Genomic DNA, 18,362 nt, shown 5'->3' with positions numbered 1-18,362 from the left:
AGCGCGGACCGCATTCGACAGCGCGAGACCGAGATCGGCAGCGCGAGGCGGTGGCGGCGGAGCGCTGGCGGCGGAAGAGGAAGAGGAGGGAGGGAATGAGGAGGGAGGGAAGAGGAAGGGCGGGAAGAGGAGGGAGGACGGGGGAAGCAGCGACAGCACAGCGGGGGATCTGTAGAATCGATCCACCATGGACGACCCTCCCAGTTGCAGAACCTCGCCCCACTGCCCGCTCCGCCTCTCCGAGGGGAGGAGAAGCTGATGGATTACGTCCTGCTGGGCGTGGGGCTCCTGCTGACTGTGGGCACCGGTCTGTTCGTCGCGAGCGAGTTCGCGCTCGTCAACCTCGACCGCGCCGAGCTCGAGGCCCGCCAGGCGCGCGGCGAATCACGGCTCGTCATGACCATCGGCGCCCTCAAGCACACGTCGACGCACCTGTCGTCGGCGCAGCTGGGCATCACGCTCACGACCCTGCTCACCGGGTACACGATGGAGCCGGCGATATCGAATCTGCTCGGCCCCGTGCTGATCGGGTGGGGGATCCCCGAGGCGGCCGTCTCGCCGATCGCCACTGTCGTGGCCATGCTCGTCGCCACCGTTCTCTCGATGATCCTCGGCGAACTCGTGCCGAAGAACTTCGCCCTGGCGCTCCCAGTGGCGACCGCGAAGCTCGTCATCCCCTTCCAGGTGGCCTTCACGACCGTGTTCAAACCCGTCGTCCGCCTGCTCAACGGCAGCGCGAACGCCGTGCTGCACGGCATCGGCATCGAGCCGAAGGAGGAGCTCTCCGGCGCGAGGAGCGCGGAGGAGCTCTCCTCGCTGGTGCGCCGCTCCGCGATGGCGGGCGTCCTGGAAGCCGACACCGCGACGCTTCTCGACCGCACCCTCACCTTCGCTCGCCTCACCGCCGCCGACGTCATGACGGCGAGGCCGAGCATGCACGCGCTCGCCGCCGGCGACTCCGCGGACGACGTGATCCAGCTCGCCCGCCGCACCGGGCACAGCCGCTTCCCCGTCTACGACGACGACCTCGACGACATCACGGGCGTCGTGCACCTCAAGGCCGCCGTGTCCGTCCCGCGCGAACGCCGCGCCGAGGTCCCCGTCGGCGCGCTCGCCACCGAGCCGCTGCGCGTTCCGGAGACCGTGCACCTCGACGGGCTCATCGCCGAGATCCGCGCCAAGGGCTATCAGCTCGCCGTCGTCGTCGACGAGTACGGCGGGACGGCGGGGCTCGTGACCCTGGAGGATCTCGTCGAGGAGATCGTCGGCGAGGTGTCCGACGAGCACGACCGCTCGCGCGCCGGCATCGTGCGCGGGAGAGACTCGATCACCTTCCCCGGTGAGCTGCGCCCGGACGAGCTGCAGAGCCGCACGGGCGTGCACGTCCCGGAGGGCGAGGTCTACGACACGGTCGCCGGCTATGTCATGAGCGTGCTCGAACGCGTCCCTGCGCCCGGTGACGAGGTCACCCTCGACAGCGGGGTGCTCCAGGTGATCAGGATGGACGGTCGCCGCGTCGATCGCCTGCGGTACACGCCGACGCCGGTGGACGTCGCGACAGAGGAGGCGTCACGATGAACGACTGGGCAGGCCTCACCTGGCTCCTCGTGCTGCTCGCGGCGAACGCCTTCTTCGTCGGCGCCGAGTTCGCGGTCATCTCCGCGCGGCGCTCGCAGATCGAGCCGCGCGCGGAGCAGGGCTCCCGCGCGGCCAAGACCGCACTGTACGCGATGGAGCACGCCACGCTCATGCTCGCGACGTCGCAGCTGGGCATCACGATCTGCTCGCTGCTGATCCTGAACGTGTCCGAGCCCGCCATCCATCACCTGCTCGCCGTGCCGCTGCATGCGCTGGGCTGGTCCGACGGTCTCGTCGACGTGGTCGCGTTCGTGATCGCGCTCGTGCTGGTCTCCTTCCTGCACGTCGTGTTCGGCGAGATGGTGCCGAAGAACCTGGCGTTCTCCGTCCCTGACCGCGCCGTGCTGATCCTCGCGACCCCGCTGGTGTGGATCTCGAAGGTCTTCCACCCGGTGATCTGGCTTCTCAACGCCTCGGCGAACGCCGTGCTGAGGCTGTTCCGCGTGGAGCCCAAGAACGAGGCCGCCTCGACCTTCACGATCGACGAGGTCGCCACGATCGTGGACCAGTCGCGACGGGAGGGCCTGCTGATGGATGCCTCCGGCACTGTCGCCGCCGCCGTCGAGTTCACCGACAAGAAGGCGCGGGACGTGGCGGTCCCGCTCGCGGATCTCGTCACGCTGCCGCAGTCCACGACGCCGGAGGACATCGAGCGCGCGGTCGCACGCTACGGCTTCTCCCGGTATGTGATCGTCGACGACGAGCAGGTGCCGGTCGGATACGTGCACCTCAAGGACATCCTGCGGGCGAGCGAGGGGGAGGACGCCGCGAAGACGGCGGTGCCCATCCCGTCCAAGCGCATCCATCACATGGTGCCGGTGCAGGAGGACACCGACCTGGAGGACGCGCTCGCCGTGATGCGCCGAGCCGGTCGTCACCTCGCCAAGGTGCGCGATGCGCAGGGGAAGACGACGGCGGTGCTGTTCCTGGAGGACATCCTCGAGGAGCTCGTCGGCGAGGTCCAGGACGCGACCAGAAGAGTCATCGCACGCGGCGAGTGACCGCGAGTCGACAACACCACGCCGAGACCGCGTCGTATCGACGCGGTCTCGGCGTGGTGTCGCAGTCTCGGGCGGTCACCGCCACGCGGCGCGCTCGTACTGCGGGGGCCAGGGCACCGTGACGCCGAGCTCGTGCGCCGCACGGAGGGCGAAGTGCGGGTCGCGCAGCCACTCGCGGCCGGCGAAGATGGCGTCAGCCTCGCCATCCGCGAGCACGCGCTCCGCCTGCTCCGCCGCCGTGATGAGGCCGACGGCGGTGGTCGGGATCCGGCCGCCGCGACGCACGGCGCCGGCGAGCGGCACCTGGTAGCCCGGGAAGAGATCGATGCGCTGGTGGGCGACGAGCCCACCGCTGGAGACGTCCACGAGATCCGCTCCGTGCTCGCGGGCCCACTCGCCGACGATCGCGGCCTCCTCCGGAGCGAACCCGCCCTCGGCATGATCCGTCGCCGAGATCCGCACGAACAGGGGCACGCCCTCGCCGGCGACGTCGCGGACGGCGTCCAGCACGTCCATCAGGAGCCTGGCGCGATTCTCGAGCGAGCCCCCGTACTCGTCCTCGCGCCGGTTCGACAGCGGCGAGAGGAACTGGTGCAGCAGATAGCCGTGCGCACCGTGCAGCTCGAGCACGTCGAAGCCGGCGTCCAGGGCCCTGCGCGCCGCGGAGGCGAAGCCGTCGACGACCCGCTCGATGCCGGCGGCGTCCAGGGCCTCTGGAGTCTCGAAGCCGTCGAAGGCGATCGCGGAGGGCCCCGATGTCACCCAGCCCCCTTCGGATGCCGCAACCGAACCGCGCTGGTCGGCCCACGGCCACCAGGTCGAGGCCTTGCGCCCGGCGTGGGCGAGCTGGATGCCGGCGAGCGCTCCACGATCATGGATCGAGCGGACCACCGGCGTCCAGGCATCGCGCTGCTCATCGCTCCAGATGCCAGCGCAGCGCGGCGTGATGCGCCCCTCGGGGACGACCGCCGTCGCCTCGGTCACGATGAGGCCGGCGCCTCCGTCGGCGAACTGGGTGAGGTGAGTGCGATGCCAGTCCTGCACCACGCCGTCCACGGCGGAGTACATGCACATGGGCGAGACCCAGAGACGGTTCGGGAAGGTGGCGGATCGCAGCCGCAGCGGGGAGAACAGGAGACTCACCCTTCGACCGTAGCGGCGTTCGGACGAGGCGGGGCCGCTCCGGGTAGCGTGGAGTCATGGTCGAGGTGCGCCAGTGGCAGCGGGAGGACGTCCGCCGGCATCTCCGGGTGCCCGGAGCGGAGGATGACAAGTACTCCCGCGGCGTCGTCGCCGTGCGCACCGGATCCGCCGAGTACCCGGGAGCCGCCGTGCTGTCCGTCGAGGCGGCATGGCGATCCGGGGCGGGCTACGTCCGCTATCTCGGCGGCGCGGCGGATGCGGTCGTCGCTCGCCGTCCCGAGACGGTCGCCGCGGACGACCTCGGCCGCACGAGGGCGGATGCCTGGGTCATCGGATCGGGGACGGACGCCGAGCATCGCGCCCCTGCGGAGGAGGACGCGCTGCGCGAGATCCTCGGCGGCGGCGTCCCCGTGGTGGTGGACGCGGGAGCGCTGGATCTGGCGCCCGGCGCGGTGGCGCCCGTGCTCGTCACTCCGCACGCCGGAGAGCTCGCCCGCCTGCGCGGACGCCTGCGTCTCGTGCCCGAGGGCAGCGGCGACCGCGTCGCCGACGCCGTGCAGACGTCCAGGACGCTCGGCCGCACGGTCCTGCTCAAGGGCGCGCGCACGCTGATCGCCTCCTCGGACGGCACGGTGCTCGCGGTCGAGGCGGCGACGGGCTGGCTGGCCACGGCGGGTGCGGGGGATGTGCTCGCTGGTGTGCTCGGCGCGCTGCTCGCCGCCAATCCCGGGGCGCCGATCGCCGAGGTCGCCGCGTCCGGTGCGTGGCTGCACGGCTATGCCGCACGGCTGGCCGCCGACGCCGTCGACGGGCGAGCGGGGCATCCGATCGTCGCTCTCGACGTCGCGGAGGCGCTGCCCCGCGCGATCGCGGACCTGCTCGCGTGAGCCGCCGCGTCCTGCCGCTGTGGGCGGCCTTCGCGGCGGTCCATCTGCTCGTGGCGTGGCTCGGCTGGGTGTATCCGAGTCAGCCGATGGGCGACGTCGTGCTGGTGTACGAGCCGTGGGCGGCATCCGCGCTCGGCGGCGGCGCGATCGTCGGCATCACGGAGCCCTGGGTCTACCCCCAGGTGGCTCTTCTGCCCATGCTGGCGGCCAAGGCGCTGTCGATGCCGTTCACCGCCTGGCTGGGGATCTCGGGCGCCTATCTCATCGCCTGGGTGCTGCTCGTCGCCGTTCTGGATGCCGTCGCGTTCGCCGTGCTCATCGGGCGACGTCCCGCAGGGCCGCGGCGCGCGGCGGCCTGGTTCTGGACGGCGGCGCTGCTGCTGCTCGGGCCGATCGCGCTGTACCGCATCGACGCCGTCACGGTCCCTCTCGTCGTCATCGGAGGGCTCTGGCTGCTGCGCCGTCCCGCCGCGGGCGCGGCGCTGCTCACGATCGGCGCCTGGATCAAGATCTGGCCCGGCGCGCTCGTGCTGGCCGCGGTGGTCGCCGCCCGCGACCGCATACGCCTGCTGATCACGGCCGTCGTCGTCACGGCGGGCATCGTCGTGGTCCTCTTCGCCCTCGGCTCGGACCACCTGTTCGGCTTCCTCGCCGAGCAGACCGGCCGGGGCCTGCAGGTCGAGGCGGTCGCGGCGACCCCCTATCTCTGGCTGGCCCGAGCGGGCGCGGCGTCCGTCGACTACAGCTTCGAGATCCTCACCTTCCAGGTGGGCGGCGCCGGCAGCGACCTGGTCTCGACGATCCTGACGCCGCTCATGGCGCTCGCAGTGCTGGCCGTCACCGTGCTCGGAGCGATTCGGGCCGCAGGCGGAGCGAGCTTCCCCCGGCTGTTCCCGCCCTTCGCGCTGACTCTCGTCGTCGCGCTGATCGTGGCGAACAAGGTCGGCTCGCCGCAGTTCCAGACCTGGCTGATCGCCCCGGTGGTCCTCTGGTTCGTCCTGGACCGCGCCCGCGCGGGCGTTCCGGCATCCCTCGTCCTGGTGCTGTGCGGGCTCACCTGTCTCATCTACCCGCTCACCTACGACGCGCTGCTGCGCGCCGAGCTCGTGCCGGTGCTGCTGATCACGGCGCGCAATCTGCTCCTCATCGTCCTGCTGGGCGTCGGCATCCGCCGGCTCGCCCTCGTCCCCTCTCGGAGGTAACCCATGCTCATCGCCTTCTCCGTCGCCCCCAGCGGCACCGGCAACGCCGACGGATCCGTCCACGACGCCGTCGCCGCAGCCGTCCGGATCGCCCGCTCCTCCGGGCTCCCGCACCGCACGACCAGCATGTTCACGGAGCTCGAGGGGGAGTGGGACGAGGTCATGGACGTCGTGAAGCGGGCGACGGGTGCCGTCCTGCCGTTCGGATCGCGGGTGTCGCTCGTGCTGAAGGCGGACATCCGGCCCGGCTACTCCGGCGAGCTCGACGCGAAGATCGAGCGGCTCGAGGCGGCGATCGACGACGCCGATCCCGCGTAGACTCGACGGGTGAACCACTCCTCGACCGAATCGAGGGGTGCGGCGACGATGGCGCTCCTCTCCCTCGCCATCGGCTCCTTCGGCATCGGCATGACCGAGTTCGTCGCCATGGGCCTGCTCCCCGGCATCGCACGGGATCTGCTGCCCGGCGTCTGGGCCTCCTCACAGGAGGAGGCCATCGGCCAGGCCGGCATCCTCATCTCGCTGTACGCGCTCGGCGTCGTCGTCGGCGCGCCCACGATCGCCGGCTTCGTCGCGCGCTTCCCCCGGCACAGGGTCATGATCGGCCTCGCCGTCGCGCTGACCGTGTTCAACGCGCTCACGCTCGTGATGCCGACGTTCGAGCTCGTCGGCGCGTCCCGCCTGCTGGCCGGGCTCCCGCACGGCGCCTACTTCGGGATCGGGGCGCTGGTCGCCGCCGACGTCCTCGGGCCGGGCAAGCGCGCGCAGGGCGCGGCGTTCATCCTCGCCGGGCTCACCATCGCGAACGTCGTCGGAGTGCCGCTGGGCACGTTCCTCGGGCAGAGCTTCGGCTGGCGCACCGCCTTCGGAGTGGTGGCCGTGGTGTTCGCCCTGGCGACCGTGTGCATCGCGTTCTTCGTACCGGAGCATCCTGGCGATCCCGGCCGGAGCATGCTCCGCGAGTTCGGCGTCTTCCGGCTCGGGCAGATCTGGCTGACGCTCGGGATCGGCGCGATCGGCTTCGGGGGCTTCTTCGCGGTCTACAGCTATATCTCTCCGCTCGTGACCGAGGTGGCCGGATCCCCGGAGTGGGCGGTGCCGATCGTGCTCGTCCTCGTCGGCGTCGGCATGACGGCGGGCAACCTCCTGGGCGGGTACCTCGCCGACCGCGACCTGCGTCGCACCCTGGTGTGGGGCATGGTCGCCCTCGCCGGCATCCTCGTCCTGCTCGCGCTGCTGTCGTTCCAGATCGTCCTCACCGCGATCCTCGCCCTCGGCGTCGGCGCGGTGTCGGCCATGCTGAGCCCGGCGATCCAGACACGGCTGATGGACGTCGCCGGCGACAATCCCTCGATCGCCGCCGCCATGAACCATTCCGCCCTGAACATCGGCAACAGCCTCGGCGCCTTCCTCGGCGGAGCCGTCATCACCATCGGATGGGGCTACACCGCCCCGGCCTGGGTCGGAGCGGCGCTCGCGGTGATCGGCCTCGGGATCACGCTGCTGGGCTACCGCGTGCAGCGCGGCAGGCTCGTCGTCGCCGCCTGAGACGGCTCGGTCCGTCGCCGCGGGGCGGATCAGGCCACGAGGAGGCGGCGCAGATGCGCTCCGACGGCATCGGTCTCGATGAGGAAGCCGTCGTGTCCGAAGTCGCTCGCGATCACGACGGCGTCGTCGCCGTCCAGCGTGTTCGGGATGCTGCGCGCGATGCGATGCTGGCTCTCGAGGGGGAAGAGCCGGTCGCTGTCGATCCCGAGCACGAGCGTGGTCGCGGTCACGCGCTTCAGCGCGTCCTCGATGCCGCCGCGATCACGGCCGATGTCGTGCGAGTTCATCGCCTCGACGAGAGTGATGTAGCTGTTGGCGTCGAAACGGCGCGTGAACTTGTTGCCGTGGAAGTCGAGATAGCTCTCCACCGCGAAGCGTCCGCCGCGGCCGAGGGGCGACAGGTCGGACTGCCAGGAGCGCTGGAAGCGGCTGTTCAGCTCGATCGGGGAGCGGTAGTTCAGCATCGCCATGCGGCGGGCGAGGGCGAGTCCGCGATGCGGTCCCTCGCCGACAGCGGAGTCGTAGTACTCGCCGCCCTCGAAGCGCGGATCCATGCGGATCGTCTCGAGCTGCAGCATGTTCGAGGCGATCTGATCGGCCGTGCTGGCGGGAGGAGAGGCGAGGATCGCGAGCCGTTCGACGCGCTCCGGGTGCGACACGGCCCATTCCAGGGCGTGCATGCCGCCCATGGAGCCGCCGACGACGCCGGCCCAGCGGTCGATGCCGAGGGCGTCCGCCAGGCGCGCCTGCGCCGCGACCTGGTCCCGGATGGTGAGGTACGGGAAGCGGGACGCCCATTCGTAGCCGTCCGGGGCGACGCTGGCCGGGCCCGTCGAGCCCTGGCAGCCGCCCAGGATGTTCGGGGCGACCACGAACCAGCGCTCGGTGTCGAGCGCCTCGCCAGGGCCGACGACATCGCCCCACCAGCCCGCGGTGGGATGACCTGGGCCTGAATCCCCGCGGACGTGGCTGTCGCCCGTGAGAGCGTGGGTGATGAGGATCGCGTTGTCCCGTGCGGCGTTCAGCTCGCCCCAGGTCTCGTAGGCGATCCGGATGGCGGGAAGCTCCTCGCCGCTCTCCGTGCGGAAGGCGCCGAAGGCGGCGAAGCGTCGATCGCCGACGGGATCCCCGTCGCGCCAGGCCCCGGTGACGGGAGGCCGTGCGCGCATCATGCTGGCCTGCGCCTCGGTCACGCGCCGCGACGGCACGGTGTCCTCTGAGGTCGACTGCCAGTCCATGTCTCCATTCTCGCCTGCTTATCCGTGCGCGGCCCGAACGTTACGGAGCCCGGACGCACGGACAAGCAGGCGAGGAGGCCGGTCGGCTCAGGCGCGCGCGGCGTCGGACACGCGACGCGCGGCCGCGAGGGCCTGCTCGAGGTCCGCCTTGAGGTCGTCGACGTTCTCGAGGCCGACCGACAGGCGCACGAGGCCCGGCGTGACGCCCGCGGTGAGCTGCTGCTCCGGCGTCAGCTGCGCGTGGGTCGTGGACGCCGGGTGGATGACGAGCGAGCGCACGTCGCCGATGTTGGCGAGGTGGCTGAACAGCGACAGGCTGTTGACGAACTCTCGGCCGGCCTCCACGCCGCCCTTGAGCTCGAACGACAGGACCGCGCCGACGCCCTTGGGGGCGTACTCGTTGGCCTTGGCATACCACGGCGAGGACGGCAGCCCCGAGTAGTTGACGCTCGCGACGTCGTCGCGGCTGTCGAGCCACTCGGCGATCTCCTGCGCGTTCTGCACGTGGCGCTCGATGCGCAGCGACAGCGTCTCGACGCCCTGGATGAGGTTCCAGGCGCTCTGCGGCGCGATCGCGGAGCCGAGGTCGCGCAGCAGCTGTACGCGGGCCTTGATGATGTACGCGAGCGGGTCGCCGACCGCGGTGGTGTAGCTCGCGCCGTGGTAGGACGGGTCCGGCAGGGTCAGGCCGGGGAACTTCTCCACGTTCTTGGACCACTCGAAGGCGCCGCCGTCGATCACGGCGCCGCCGATGGTGGTGCCGTGGCCGCCGAGGAACTTCGTGATCGAGTGCACGACGATGTCGGCGCCGTGCTCGAAGGGGCGGATCAGGTACGGCGTCGCGATCGTGTTGTCGACGATGAGCGGGACGCCGTTCTCGTGCGCGATGCCTGCGACCGTCCGGATGTCGAGGACGTTGATCTGCGGGTTGCCGATCGTCTCCGCGAAGAACAGCTTCGTGTTCGGCCGGACGGCGCGGCGCCACTCCTCGGGGTCGTCCTGGTTCTCGACGAAGGTGACCTCGATGCCGAGCTTGGCGAGGGTGTACTTGAAGAGGTTGTAGGTTCCGCCGTAGATCGAGCTGGAGGCGACGAAGTGGTCGCCGGCCTGCGCGATGTTCAGGATCGCGAACGTGGACGCCGCCTGACCGCTGGAGAGGACGAGGGCGCCGGTGCCCCCTTCGAGGGCCGCGAGCCGCTGCTCGAGGACATCCTGGGTCGGGTTCTGGATGCGGGTGTAGATGTTGCCGAACTCGGCCAGGGCGAACAGGTTCGCGGCGTGGTCGGCGCTGTCGAAGACATACGAGGTGGTCTGGTAGATCGGCGTCGCGCGAGCCTTCGTGACCGGGTCGGGTGCGGCGCCCGAGTGGATCTGCTTGGTCTCGAAGCGCCAAGTCTCTGGTGCGGGCATCGGTTCTCCCTGGAACAGTCGAAGCGGGTGCGGCGGTCGCCGCCGGATCCGAGAGTACGCAGGAGCCCTTGTTGTCAACAACAGGGGGGAAATGTTACGTAACACACGCGGCCCCTGTCCGGTGCGGGCGGAAGACGCGCCGAGGTCGTACGGTGGAGGGCATGGTGAACAGACGTGCAGTGGTGACGGGTGCGAGCTCGGGGATCGGTGCGGCGACGGTGCGCGCCCTCCGCGCATCCGGATGGGACGTGGTCGGCGTGGCGCGGAGGCAGGACCGTCTCTCCGCGCTGGCCGCCGAGACCGGGGCCGAGGCGATCGCGTGCGATCTGACCGACGCGGACGCGGTCGCCGCCCTCATCGCAGAGCTCGGAGCGTCTGGCCCGGTGCACGCGCTCGTGCAGATCGCCGGAGGTGCGCGCGGAACAGACTCCGTGGAGAACGGCCGGGCCGACGACTGGCAGTGGATGTACGACGTCAACGTGCTCAGCACCCAGCGGCTGGTCGCCGGCATCCTGCCGCTGCTGCGTCTGGCCGCCGAGGCGGACGGCCACGCGGACACCGTGTTCGTCACGTCGACCGCCGCGCAGGTCGCGTATCCGGGTGGCGCCGGATACAACGCGGCCAAGGCCGCGGAGGGGATGCTGGTCCGAGTGCTCCGTCAGGAGCTCAACGGCGAGCCGATCCGCGTCGTGGAGGTCGCGCCGGGCATGGTGCACACCGAGGAGTTCACGCTGAACCGTCTCGGCGGGGATCAGCTGGCCGCCGACGCCGTGTACGCCGGCGTCGAGGAGCCGCTGCTCGCCGAGGACGTCGCCGACGTGATCGCCTACGCCCTGAACGCCCCGGGGCACGTCAACCTGGACCTCGTGACGATGCGTCCCGTCGCCCAGTCGGCGCAGCACCTGCTGGCCCGCGGTCCGCTGCGGGTCCGCGGCGAGGACTGATCCCGATGGCGGCGCGATCGCTCTCGCAGCTGGCCGAGGAGGGGATGGTCGACGCCGGATGGGCGTCCGCGCTCGCTCCCGTCGCCGACGTCATCGCCGCCCTCGGCGATCGCCTGCGCGCCGAGCAGGCCGCAGGACGCGGGTACCTGCCCGCCGGCGCCGACGTCCTGCGGGCCTTCCAGCGTCCGCTCGACGACGTGCGCGTCCTCATCACCGGTCAGGACCCCTATCCGACACCCGGCCACCCGATCGGGCTCTCCTTCGCCGTCGACAGGGAGGTGCGTCCCCTGCCGCGGAGCCTGGCGAACATCTACAAGGAGCGCGAGAGCGACCTCGGCATCCCTCCGGCGTCGCACGGCGATCTCACGGCCTGGAGCGACCAGGGCGTGCTGCTGCTGAACCGTGTGCTCACGGTCCGGCCCGGCGCTCCGGCATCCCATCGGGGCTGGGGGTGGGAGCAGGTCACGGAGCTCGCGATCCGCACGCTCGTGGCCCGCGATCGTCCCCTCGTCGCGATCCTGTGGGGCAGGGATGCCGCGAACCTGCGGCCGATGCTCGGCGGAACGCCGGTGATCGCCTCCGCGCACCCCTCGCCGCTGTCCGCGAGCCGCGGCTTCTTCGGATCCCGGCCGTTCTCGCGCGCCAACGCCCTCCTCGAGCAGCAGGGCGCGGATCCGGTGGACTGGCGGGTCGCCGGAGAGGCGTGAAGAGCTAGTCTGAGCGCATGCAGTTCGAACCGGGCGACCGCCGCCGCGTGCTCCCGCATCACCTGCGCCCCGTGGTTCCCCCGGAGGTGTTCTCCTATGCGATCCGCCCGGCGCGCGCGAGCGATCTCCCGCACGTCAGGGAGATCTACAACCACTTCGTGAGCAACTCGGTGGTCACCCTGGACGAGCGCCGCAGCAGCATCCCGTACTGGCGCGAGAAGTTCGCGCTGCTCACCCGGCTCGATCTGCCCTTCCTCGTCGCCGTCTCACCGGCCGGGGTCGTCCTCGGCTATGCGCTCGCGCAGCCCTGGGCGGGCAAGAACGCGTACAAGTACACCGTCGAGGACTCGATCTACCTCGGACCCGGCGCGGGCGGCAAGGGCCTCGGCGCCGTGCTGCTCCAGGCGCTCATCGACGCGTGCGAGCACCGCGGCATCCGGGAGATGGTCGCGGTGATCAGCGACAGCAAGGCGGAGGCCTCGATCCGCCTGCATGCGAAGCTCGGCTTCGTCGAGGCGGGCCGGATGGGGCGCGTCGGGCACAAGTTCGGCCGCGAGCTCGGCACCGTGTACATGAAGCGAGCGCTGAAGCCGGTCGGCAGGCGGCGGCTGTTCGGGCGCTGACCGTCAGCGCTGCGGGATCACGGGGATGGCGGCGAGCAGGTCCCTGGTGTACCCCTCGCGCGGATGCTGGAGCACGTCACGGGTCGAGCCGTGCTCGACGATCCGCCCGTCCTTCATCACCGCGACCGTGTCGCAGAGGTTCTGGACGACGCCGATGTCGTGCGAGACGAGCACGAGGGTGAGGTCCTGGGCGCTCTTCAGCTCCGCGAGCAGTCCGAGGATCTGCGCGCGCACCGTGACGTCCAGCGCCGACATCGGCTCGTCGCCGATCAGGATGCGGGGGCGGTGGGCGATGGCCCTCGCCAGGGCGATGCGCTGACGCTGCCCGCCGGAGAACTCGTGCGGATACCGGTCGGCCATGTCGGGCTCGAGGCCGACCTCGACGAGAACCTCGCGCACCCTGGCGCGATGATCGCCGGGGATGCCGAGCGCCCAGAGCGGCTCTGCGATGATGCGACCCGCGCTCATGCGCGGGTCCAGGGACGCATACGGGTCCTGGAACACCAGCCCGGTCAGCCGGCGCAGCCAGTGCAGCGAGCGCGCAGGAGCGTCCGCGTCGACGGGGCGTTCATCGACGGTCACTGTGCCGCCCGTGGGACTGTCGAGGCCGAGCAGCAGCCGGACCAGCGTGGACTTCCCCGACCCCGACTCCCCGATGATCCCGAGCGAGGAGCCGGCGGCGATGTCGAGGTCGGTCGGCTGCAGGGCCGTCTGCATGCGCGTGCGCTCGAACGGGGTCCGCTTCGGGACGGCGAAGGCGCGGGTCAGGCCTCGCGCTTCGATCAGGCTCATTCCGCCCTTCCTTCCGGGCGCCAGAGCGTCGCCGTGGCGTCGCGCAGCAGCCCCTGCGTGATCGGCGAGGACGGCGCGGTGAGGAGGACGTCCACGGGAGCCGACTCCACGATCCTTCCGTGCTCCAGGACGACGCCATGGGTGGCGACCTGCGCGAGGACGGCGAGGTCGTGCGTGATGAACACCAGGGACATCCCCTCGTCCGCGACGAGGGAGAGCAGTAGATCGAGGATCTCGGCCTGGATCGTCACGTCCAGCGCCGTCGTCGGCTCGTCCGCGATCAGGAGTCGGGGACGGCACGCGAGCGCCATGGCGATCGCGACGCGCTGGCGCTGCCCTCCGGAGAGCTGATGCGGATAGCGGTCCACGATCGTCGCCGGATCGGGCAGATGCACGCGAGCCGCTTCGGCGATGGCGCGCTCGCGCGCCCGGCCGCGGGAGATCCCGGTGTGGATGCGGACCGCCTCGGCGATCTGCCGGCCGACCGTGCGGATCGGATTCAGCGCGGTGCGGGGCTCCTGGAAGACGATGCCGATGTCGTCGCCGCGGAAGCGGGCGAGCTCGCGATCCGGCATGCCGATCAGCTCGGTGCCGTCCCAGCGGATGCTTCCGCTGGCCGTCGCGCCGTCGGGGAGGAGCCCGAGGACGGCGAGGGCGGTCAGGGACTTCCCCGATCCGGACTCGCCGATGAGGCCGAGGCGGGCGCCGTCCTGCACCTCGAAGGAGATCCCGTCGACGACGGTGCGCCCGCCGATCGTGACGACGAGATCCTGCACGACCAGGCTCATGCGACCACTCCAGGGGTGTGCGTCTCGCCCGCGCGGCGTTCGAGGGTCGGATCGGTCGCGTCGCGCAGCGCGTCGCCGAGGAGGTTCAGGCCGAGGACCGAGAGCGTGATCGCGAGCCCCGGCCAGATCACCGACAGCGGGTGGATCGCGATGTAGCGCTGCAGGTCGGAGAGCAGGATGCCCCAGCTCGGCTCGACGACGGAGGCTCCGAATCCGAGGTAGGACAGCCCCGCCTCGGCGAGCACGGCGACCGCCATCGACCAGGACAGCTGCACGATGAACACCGGAGCCACGTTCGGCAGCAGATGCCGGACCAGGCTCTGGGCCGGGGTGAGGCCCGCGGCGCGGCCGGCGAGCACGAAGTCGCTCTGCTGGACCCTGCGCAGCTCGGGACGGGTGACGCGGGCGATGTTGACGCCGAAGCCGATCCCGACGGACCAGATGACCACCCACAGGGAGCCGCCCCACACCGAGGAGATCATCATGGCGATCAGCAGCACGGGGAAGGCGATGAGGATGTCCACCAGCACGGCCACGGTCTCGCGCAGCCACCGGGCGGTCAGAGCGCCGAGCGCGGCGAGCAGGATGCCGACGAGAGTCGCCACGAGGCCGGCGCCGACGCTGACGAAGACGGTCGTGCGGGCGCCGGCCATGACGAGGCTGAGGATGTCCCGTCCCGTCCCGTCCGTCCCGAGCAGATGCGGCCAGGAGGGACCGGCCCAGCGTCCGGAGATGTCGGCGGAGAGCGGGTCGAACGGGGTCCAGAACGCCGAGACCGCGGCGGTGAGTGCGATGACGATCACCACGACGATCCCGAACCGCCCGGTCCAGGAATGCCAGAGGGCGCGCAGCCAGCGGGGCATCAGGCGCTCTCCCGCTGACGAGGATCGATGACGTGATGGACGAGGTCGACGAGGAAGCCGATCACGAGCACGAACCCGGTGAGGACGAGCAGCTCGCTCTGCACCTTGACGAGGTCCCGCGTGCCGACGTCGGAGACGAGCATCCGCCCGATGCCCGGCAGGGTGAACAGCTGCTCGATGACGACCGAGCCCACGATGATCCCGGCGACCTGGAGGCCGAGCACCGTGACGATGGAGAGGCCGACGGCGGGGATGCCGTGCAGGACGAGCGCCCGGTTGCGACTGAGGCCCTTCGCCGCGGCCGTGCGGACGAAATCCTGGCCCGCGGCCTGGAGCGTCGCGCTGCGCACGAATCGCAGGAGCATGGCGCCTTCGACGATCCCGATCGTCAGAGCCGGCAGCAGCAGGGCCCGCAGCGCCTGCCCCGGTTCTGCCCAGCCGTCTCGGGGGAAGCCTTGAGCGGGGAGCCAGCCCAGCCACACGGCGAAGACGACGATGAGCATCATGCCGGCCCACACCACAGGGACGGCGGCCAGGGCCTGCGCCGCGAAGGAGACGGCGGCGCCTCCCGCCCTTCCGCGCAGGAGGGCGGCGAGGATGCCGAACGGAACCGCGATCAGCAGGGCGATCCCGAGTGCCATGATCCCCAGAGGCACCGTCACCTGGGCCTTCAGGGCCAGCTCTTCGCCGACGGAGGCGCCGGACAGCAGCGAGGTGCCGAGATCGCCGCGGAAGAGGCCGCCGATCCACTCGGAGTACTGCTGGGGGAGCGGACGATCCAGCCCCAGGGACTCGCGCAGCGCCTGCACCTGCTCTGGCGTCGAGTTCGTGCCGGCGATGAGCTGCGCGACGTCGCCGGGGAGGACGCGCAGCGTGAGGAAGATGAGCACACTCGACACGAGGAGCCCTGCGATCAGCAGGGCTCCTCGTGTGAGCGCGTAGCGCAGCATCCGTCGTCAGCCGGCGGCGACGGTCACGCCGGAGAGGTTGATGCGCGAGTTGATCGAGTCCTGCGGGAACCCTGTGACGATCGGGCGGACGGCGGTGATGGTCTCGCCGTTGTACAGCCAGTCGGCCGCGTGGTCCTCGGAGACGATGCGCGCGGCCTGTGCGAGCAGCCCTGCGGAGGCGTCGGGGTCGATCTCCGCCAGCGCCTCGGCGTACAGCGACTGGACCTCGGGGTTGTCGTAGCCGAAGTAGTAGTCCGGGTTCGCGAAGTTGCCGAAGTCGCGCGGCTCGACGTGCAGCACGAAGCTCAGGTCGTAGTCCTTGTTGGTGTAGACGTCCTCGAGCCAGGTGGCGAACTCCACGGAGTCCACCTTCAGCGTCACGCCGACGGCGGCGAAGTCGGAGATGAGGACCTGGGGGACGGTCGTGCCGTAGAAGTTCGGGATCGTCAGCGTCAGCTCGAGATCCTCCTGGCCCGCCTCGGCGAGCAGCTCCTTGGCGCGCTCCGGATCGTAGGGCGCGACATCGGAGAGGTCCTCGAAGCCGGGGTCGAGCTCGGGGATCGGCCCGTACAGGGTCTGACCGGCGCCGACCGCCTCGACGAGAGCGTCGTGATCGATGGCTCGGCGGAGCGCCTCGCGCACGCGCACGTCGTCCAGCGGGGCCTTCGCGTTGTTGAACGCCAGGGTCGCCTTGTCGGTCGTCTTGCCCGAGGTGAGCGCGAACTCCCCTGAATCCTCGAGCTGCGGAGCCAGCTGCGGGTCGACGGCGGTGAGCACGTCGAGACTGCCGTCGAGGGCTGCGTTGACGCCCGAGGTGAAGTCGGGGATGTACTCGAAGTCGACCTCCGCGACGCCGGCGGCGTCGCCCCAGTACTCCTCGAAGCGCGTGAAGGTGATGGAGGAGCCCTTGCTCCAGCGGGTGAGGGTGAAGGGGCCGGTTCCGTTCTCGGCCGTCTGCAGATCGGTGTCGTCGCCCTCGGGGAAGACGAGGCCCGCGGGGCCGGTGAGGGCGAACAGGAAGTTCTGATTCGGCGCGTTCAGCGTGATCACGACGGTGGCGTCATCCGGCGCGGTGATCGACGCGACGTCCGCGAACTCGGCGTTGCCCTGCACCGTGGCATCGGTGCGGACCGTCTCGTAGGAGGCGACGACGTCCGCGGAGGTGAGGGCGTCGCCGCTGTGGAAGGCGATGCCCTCGTTCAGCGTGAACGTGTAGGTGAGGCCGTCTTCGGAGACCTCGTAGTCGGAGGCCAGCCGCGGCTCGATCTCGTTGGTCTGCGTGCGCGTGACGAGGCCCTCGTAGATGTTGTCGATGAGGATCTGCTCGAGCGCGGCGCCGCTCGTGTGGCGAATGTCGAGGTTGGTGGGCTCGAGCACCAGGCCGACGGTGAGCGTCGCGTCCGGGTCGGGCTCGCCGATCGATGTCTCCACGGGGGCAGGGGATCCGGTGCAGGCGCTCAGGACGATCGCCGTCGCGGCCAGGGCGGTGACGACGCCGAGACGTCGTCGGGTGCGGGTGAACATGAGCTTGCTGGTCCTCTCGTACGGCAGGTGCTGTGTGCCGGTGGGGTTGAGCCTAGGGTTCGATTCGGGTCGGAGGGAGCGGCGCCGGAACGCTGCGTCACATTCAGGCGGTGACGCTCTCCCTGACCAGGTCCGCCAGCGTCGCGGGGGCGGTCTCCTGGACATTGTGCGTGGCGTCGATCTCGACGATGCGGGCGGCGGGCAGGCGGCGGGCGTAGTCGGCGGCATCCGCAGCGCTGACGAAGCCGCGCGTCGCCCGCACCAGGGTCAGCGGCGCGGAGACCGCGGTGAGGTCATCCCAGCCGGTGTCGTCCAGCACGGCACCTGATGGTGCGGCGCCGTGCGCGTCCGGAGCGGCGAACGCCTGGGCGGCGAGGTGCGCGAAGTGATGCTTCCATTCGACGCGACCGTCCTCTCGCACGCGCGAGTTGAAGAAGACGCCGCGCTCGGCGTCCTCCCGCGAGCCGCCGAGCCCGAACTCGAGCGCGCGGTCGACGAGCTCGGCACGACTGGCGAAGTCGGAGACGCGGAAGAACTCGCGCAGAGACGCCGGGCCGCCGGACGCGTCGATGCCGGGGGTGATGTCCACGATGATGACGGCTTGCACGAGTTCGGGGTGCGCGGCGGCGAGAGCGGCTGCGGTGAGTCCGCCCAGCGACTGGCCGACGAGGACGATCGGAGCGGCGGACCACTGCGTGAGCGCGTCCGCGACGTCGGCGGCGAGGTTGCGCGGCGCGTACGCCGCGTCCGCGCGCCAGGACGAGTCGCCGTGGCCGGCGAGGTCGATCGCGAGGGCCGGCAGCTGCAGGTGGAGCACGGTGGTGTCCCAGGTGTGCGCGTTCAGGCCGGCGCCGTGCAGGAAGACGACTCGGGGATCCCCGTCGCCGTAGCGCAGGGCGCTGAGGGTGCGGCCGTCGGAGAGGACGGCCTCCTGGCGGGTCGCGGTGGGGACGGGAACCGCGATGGCCTCGGCCTGCGCGGGGAGATAGCTGAACTCGCTGATGTCGATCGGCACGCCCATATTCTGCTCCGCTGTGGGGTCGCTCGTGAAATGCGAGATCAATAAGCCAAGAAGAATCAGGATTTATCTGAACTTAATGATCG

18 protein-coding genes are annotated in these 18,362 nt (G+C 70.8%); 9 read left to right on the top strand and 9 right to left on the bottom strand.

From position 1 onward, the window contains the following. Positions 1-258 precede the first annotated feature (258 nt). Both ACYVGQ_RS15175 and ACYVGQ_RS15170 read left to right on the top strand, forming a co-directional pair. On the top strand, positions 259-1,578 hold the full coding sequence (locus tag ACYVGQ_RS15175; protein WP_460785507.1) for a hemolysin family protein: 1,320 nt from the start codon (positions 259-261) through the stop codon (positions 1,576-1,578). Further along, positions 1,575-2,639, top strand: coding sequence for a hemolysin family protein (locus tag ACYVGQ_RS15170; protein WP_460785506.1), 1,065 nt, complete (start codon positions 1,575-1,577; stop codon positions 2,637-2,639). The genes ACYVGQ_RS15175 and ACYVGQ_RS15170 overlap by 4 nt, the downstream gene beginning before the upstream one ends. A gap of 75 nt (positions 2,640-2,714) precedes the next feature. On the opposite strand, the gene ACYVGQ_RS15165 is transcribed toward ACYVGQ_RS15170, so the two are convergent. Then, positions 2,715-3,782, bottom strand: coding sequence for an NADH:flavin oxidoreductase/NADH oxidase (locus ACYVGQ_RS15165; RefSeq protein ID WP_460785505.1), 1,068 nt, complete (start codon positions 3,780-3,782; stop codon positions 2,715-2,717). A gap of 56 nt (positions 3,783-3,838) precedes the next feature. On the opposite strand from ACYVGQ_RS15165, the gene ACYVGQ_RS15160 reads away from it, so the two are divergent. Genes ACYVGQ_RS15160 through ACYVGQ_RS15145 form a run of 4 tightly spaced genes read left to right on the top strand, consistent with a single transcriptional unit; the run spans position 3,839 to position 7,419 of the window. Continuing rightward, positions 3,839-4,669: an ADP-dependent NAD(P)H-hydrate dehydratase gene (locus tag ACYVGQ_RS15160; RefSeq protein ID WP_460785504.1), complete on the top strand. Its 831-nt coding sequence runs from the start codon at positions 3,839-3,841 to the stop codon at positions 4,667-4,669. After that, positions 4,666-5,871 (top strand): hypothetical protein, encoded by a 1,206-nt coding sequence (locus tag ACYVGQ_RS15155; protein WP_460785503.1) that lies wholly within the window; start codon positions 4,666-4,668, stop codon positions 5,869-5,871. Before ACYVGQ_RS15160 ends, ACYVGQ_RS15155 begins: the two co-directional genes overlap by 4 nt. 3 nt (positions 5,872-5,874) lie before the next feature. Further along, positions 5,875-6,189 carry a thiamine-binding protein gene (locus tag ACYVGQ_RS15150; RefSeq protein ID WP_460785502.1) on the top strand — a complete coding sequence of 105 codons (315 nt, stop codon included), beginning with the start codon at positions 5,875-5,877 and terminating at the stop codon, positions 6,187-6,189. Between the two features lie 48 nt (positions 6,190-6,237). Beyond that, the gene (locus ACYVGQ_RS15145) at positions 6,238-7,419 is read left to right on the top strand and encodes an MFS transporter (protein ID WP_460785984.1); all 1,182 of its coding nucleotides are present in this window, start codon (positions 6,238-6,240) and stop codon (positions 7,417-7,419) included. A 29-nt stretch (positions 7,420-7,448) separates the two neighbouring features. On the opposite strand, the gene metX is transcribed toward ACYVGQ_RS15145, so the two are convergent. After that, on the bottom strand, positions 7,449-8,657 hold the full coding sequence (gene metX, locus ACYVGQ_RS15140; protein ID WP_460785501.1) for a homoserine O-acetyltransferase MetX: 1,209 nt from the start codon (positions 8,655-8,657) through the stop codon (positions 7,449-7,451). Between the two features lie 87 nt (positions 8,658-8,744). Then, positions 8,745-10,067, bottom strand: a complete 1,323-nt coding sequence (locus ACYVGQ_RS15135) for a bifunctional o-acetylhomoserine/o-acetylserine sulfhydrylase (RefSeq protein ID WP_460785500.1) — start codon at positions 10,065-10,067, stop codon at positions 8,745-8,747. 161 nt (positions 10,068-10,228) lie between these two features. Between ACYVGQ_RS15135 and ACYVGQ_RS15130 the strand changes: the two genes are divergently transcribed. Genes ACYVGQ_RS15130 through ACYVGQ_RS15120 form a run of 3 tightly spaced genes read left to right on the top strand, consistent with a single transcriptional unit; the run spans position 10,229 to position 12,341 of the window. Continuing rightward, positions 10,229-11,011 (top strand): SDR family oxidoreductase, encoded by a 783-nt coding sequence (locus ACYVGQ_RS15130; RefSeq protein WP_460785499.1) that lies wholly within the window; start codon positions 10,229-10,231, stop codon positions 11,009-11,011. Between the two features lie 5 nt (positions 11,012-11,016). Next, the gene (locus ACYVGQ_RS15125) at positions 11,017-11,718 is read left to right on the top strand and encodes a uracil-DNA glycosylase (RefSeq protein WP_460785498.1); all 702 of its coding nucleotides are present in this window, start codon (positions 11,017-11,019) and stop codon (positions 11,716-11,718) included. 17 nt (positions 11,719-11,735) lie between these two features. Then, the gene (locus tag ACYVGQ_RS15120; RefSeq protein WP_460785497.1) at positions 11,736-12,341 is read left to right on the top strand and encodes a GNAT family N-acetyltransferase; all 606 of its coding nucleotides are present in this window, start codon (positions 11,736-11,738) and stop codon (positions 12,339-12,341) included. Positions 12,342-12,344: 3 nt separating this feature from the next. Here the strand turns inward: ACYVGQ_RS15120 and ACYVGQ_RS15115 are convergent, their stop codons facing one another. The 6 genes from ACYVGQ_RS15115 to ACYVGQ_RS15090 all read right to left on the bottom strand — a co-directional run bounded on the left by ACYVGQ_RS15115 (position 12,345) and on the right by ACYVGQ_RS15090 (position 18,279). After that, on the bottom strand, positions 12,345-13,133 hold the full coding sequence (locus ACYVGQ_RS15115) for an ABC transporter ATP-binding protein (protein ID WP_460785496.1): 789 nt from the start codon (positions 13,131-13,133) through the stop codon (positions 12,345-12,347). Further along, a complete protein-coding gene (locus tag ACYVGQ_RS15110) occupies positions 13,130-13,921 on the bottom strand; it encodes an ABC transporter ATP-binding protein (protein WP_460785495.1) in 792 nt (263 codons plus the stop codon). The genes ACYVGQ_RS15115 and ACYVGQ_RS15110 overlap by 4 nt, the downstream gene beginning before the upstream one ends. Beyond that, the gene (locus ACYVGQ_RS15105) at positions 13,918-14,784 is read right to left on the bottom strand and encodes an ABC transporter permease (protein ID WP_460785494.1); all 867 of its coding nucleotides are present in this window, start codon (positions 14,782-14,784) and stop codon (positions 13,918-13,920) included. The genes ACYVGQ_RS15110 and ACYVGQ_RS15105 overlap by 4 nt, the downstream gene beginning before the upstream one ends. Beyond that, positions 14,784-15,734, bottom strand: a complete 951-nt coding sequence (locus tag ACYVGQ_RS15100; RefSeq protein WP_460785493.1) for an ABC transporter permease — start codon at positions 15,732-15,734, stop codon at positions 14,784-14,786. The genes ACYVGQ_RS15105 and ACYVGQ_RS15100 overlap by 1 nt, the downstream gene beginning before the upstream one ends. Before the next feature lie 6 nt (positions 15,735-15,740). After that, positions 15,741-17,258 carry an ABC transporter substrate-binding protein gene (locus ACYVGQ_RS15095; RefSeq protein WP_460785492.1) on the bottom strand — a complete coding sequence of 506 codons (1,518 nt, stop codon included), beginning with the start codon at positions 17,256-17,258 and terminating at the stop codon, positions 15,741-15,743. 103 nt (positions 17,259-17,361) lie between these two features. After that, entirely contained in the window at positions 17,362-18,279 is a 918-nt protein-coding gene (locus ACYVGQ_RS15090) for an alpha/beta fold hydrolase (RefSeq protein WP_460785491.1), read from the bottom strand. Positions 18,280-18,362: the final 83 nt, after the last annotated feature.

This window comes from Microbacterium tumbae (assembly GCF_054780175.1).
The sequence above is the reverse complement of the archived record's forward strand: the minus strand, read 5'-3'. Positions and strand labels throughout refer to the sequence as shown.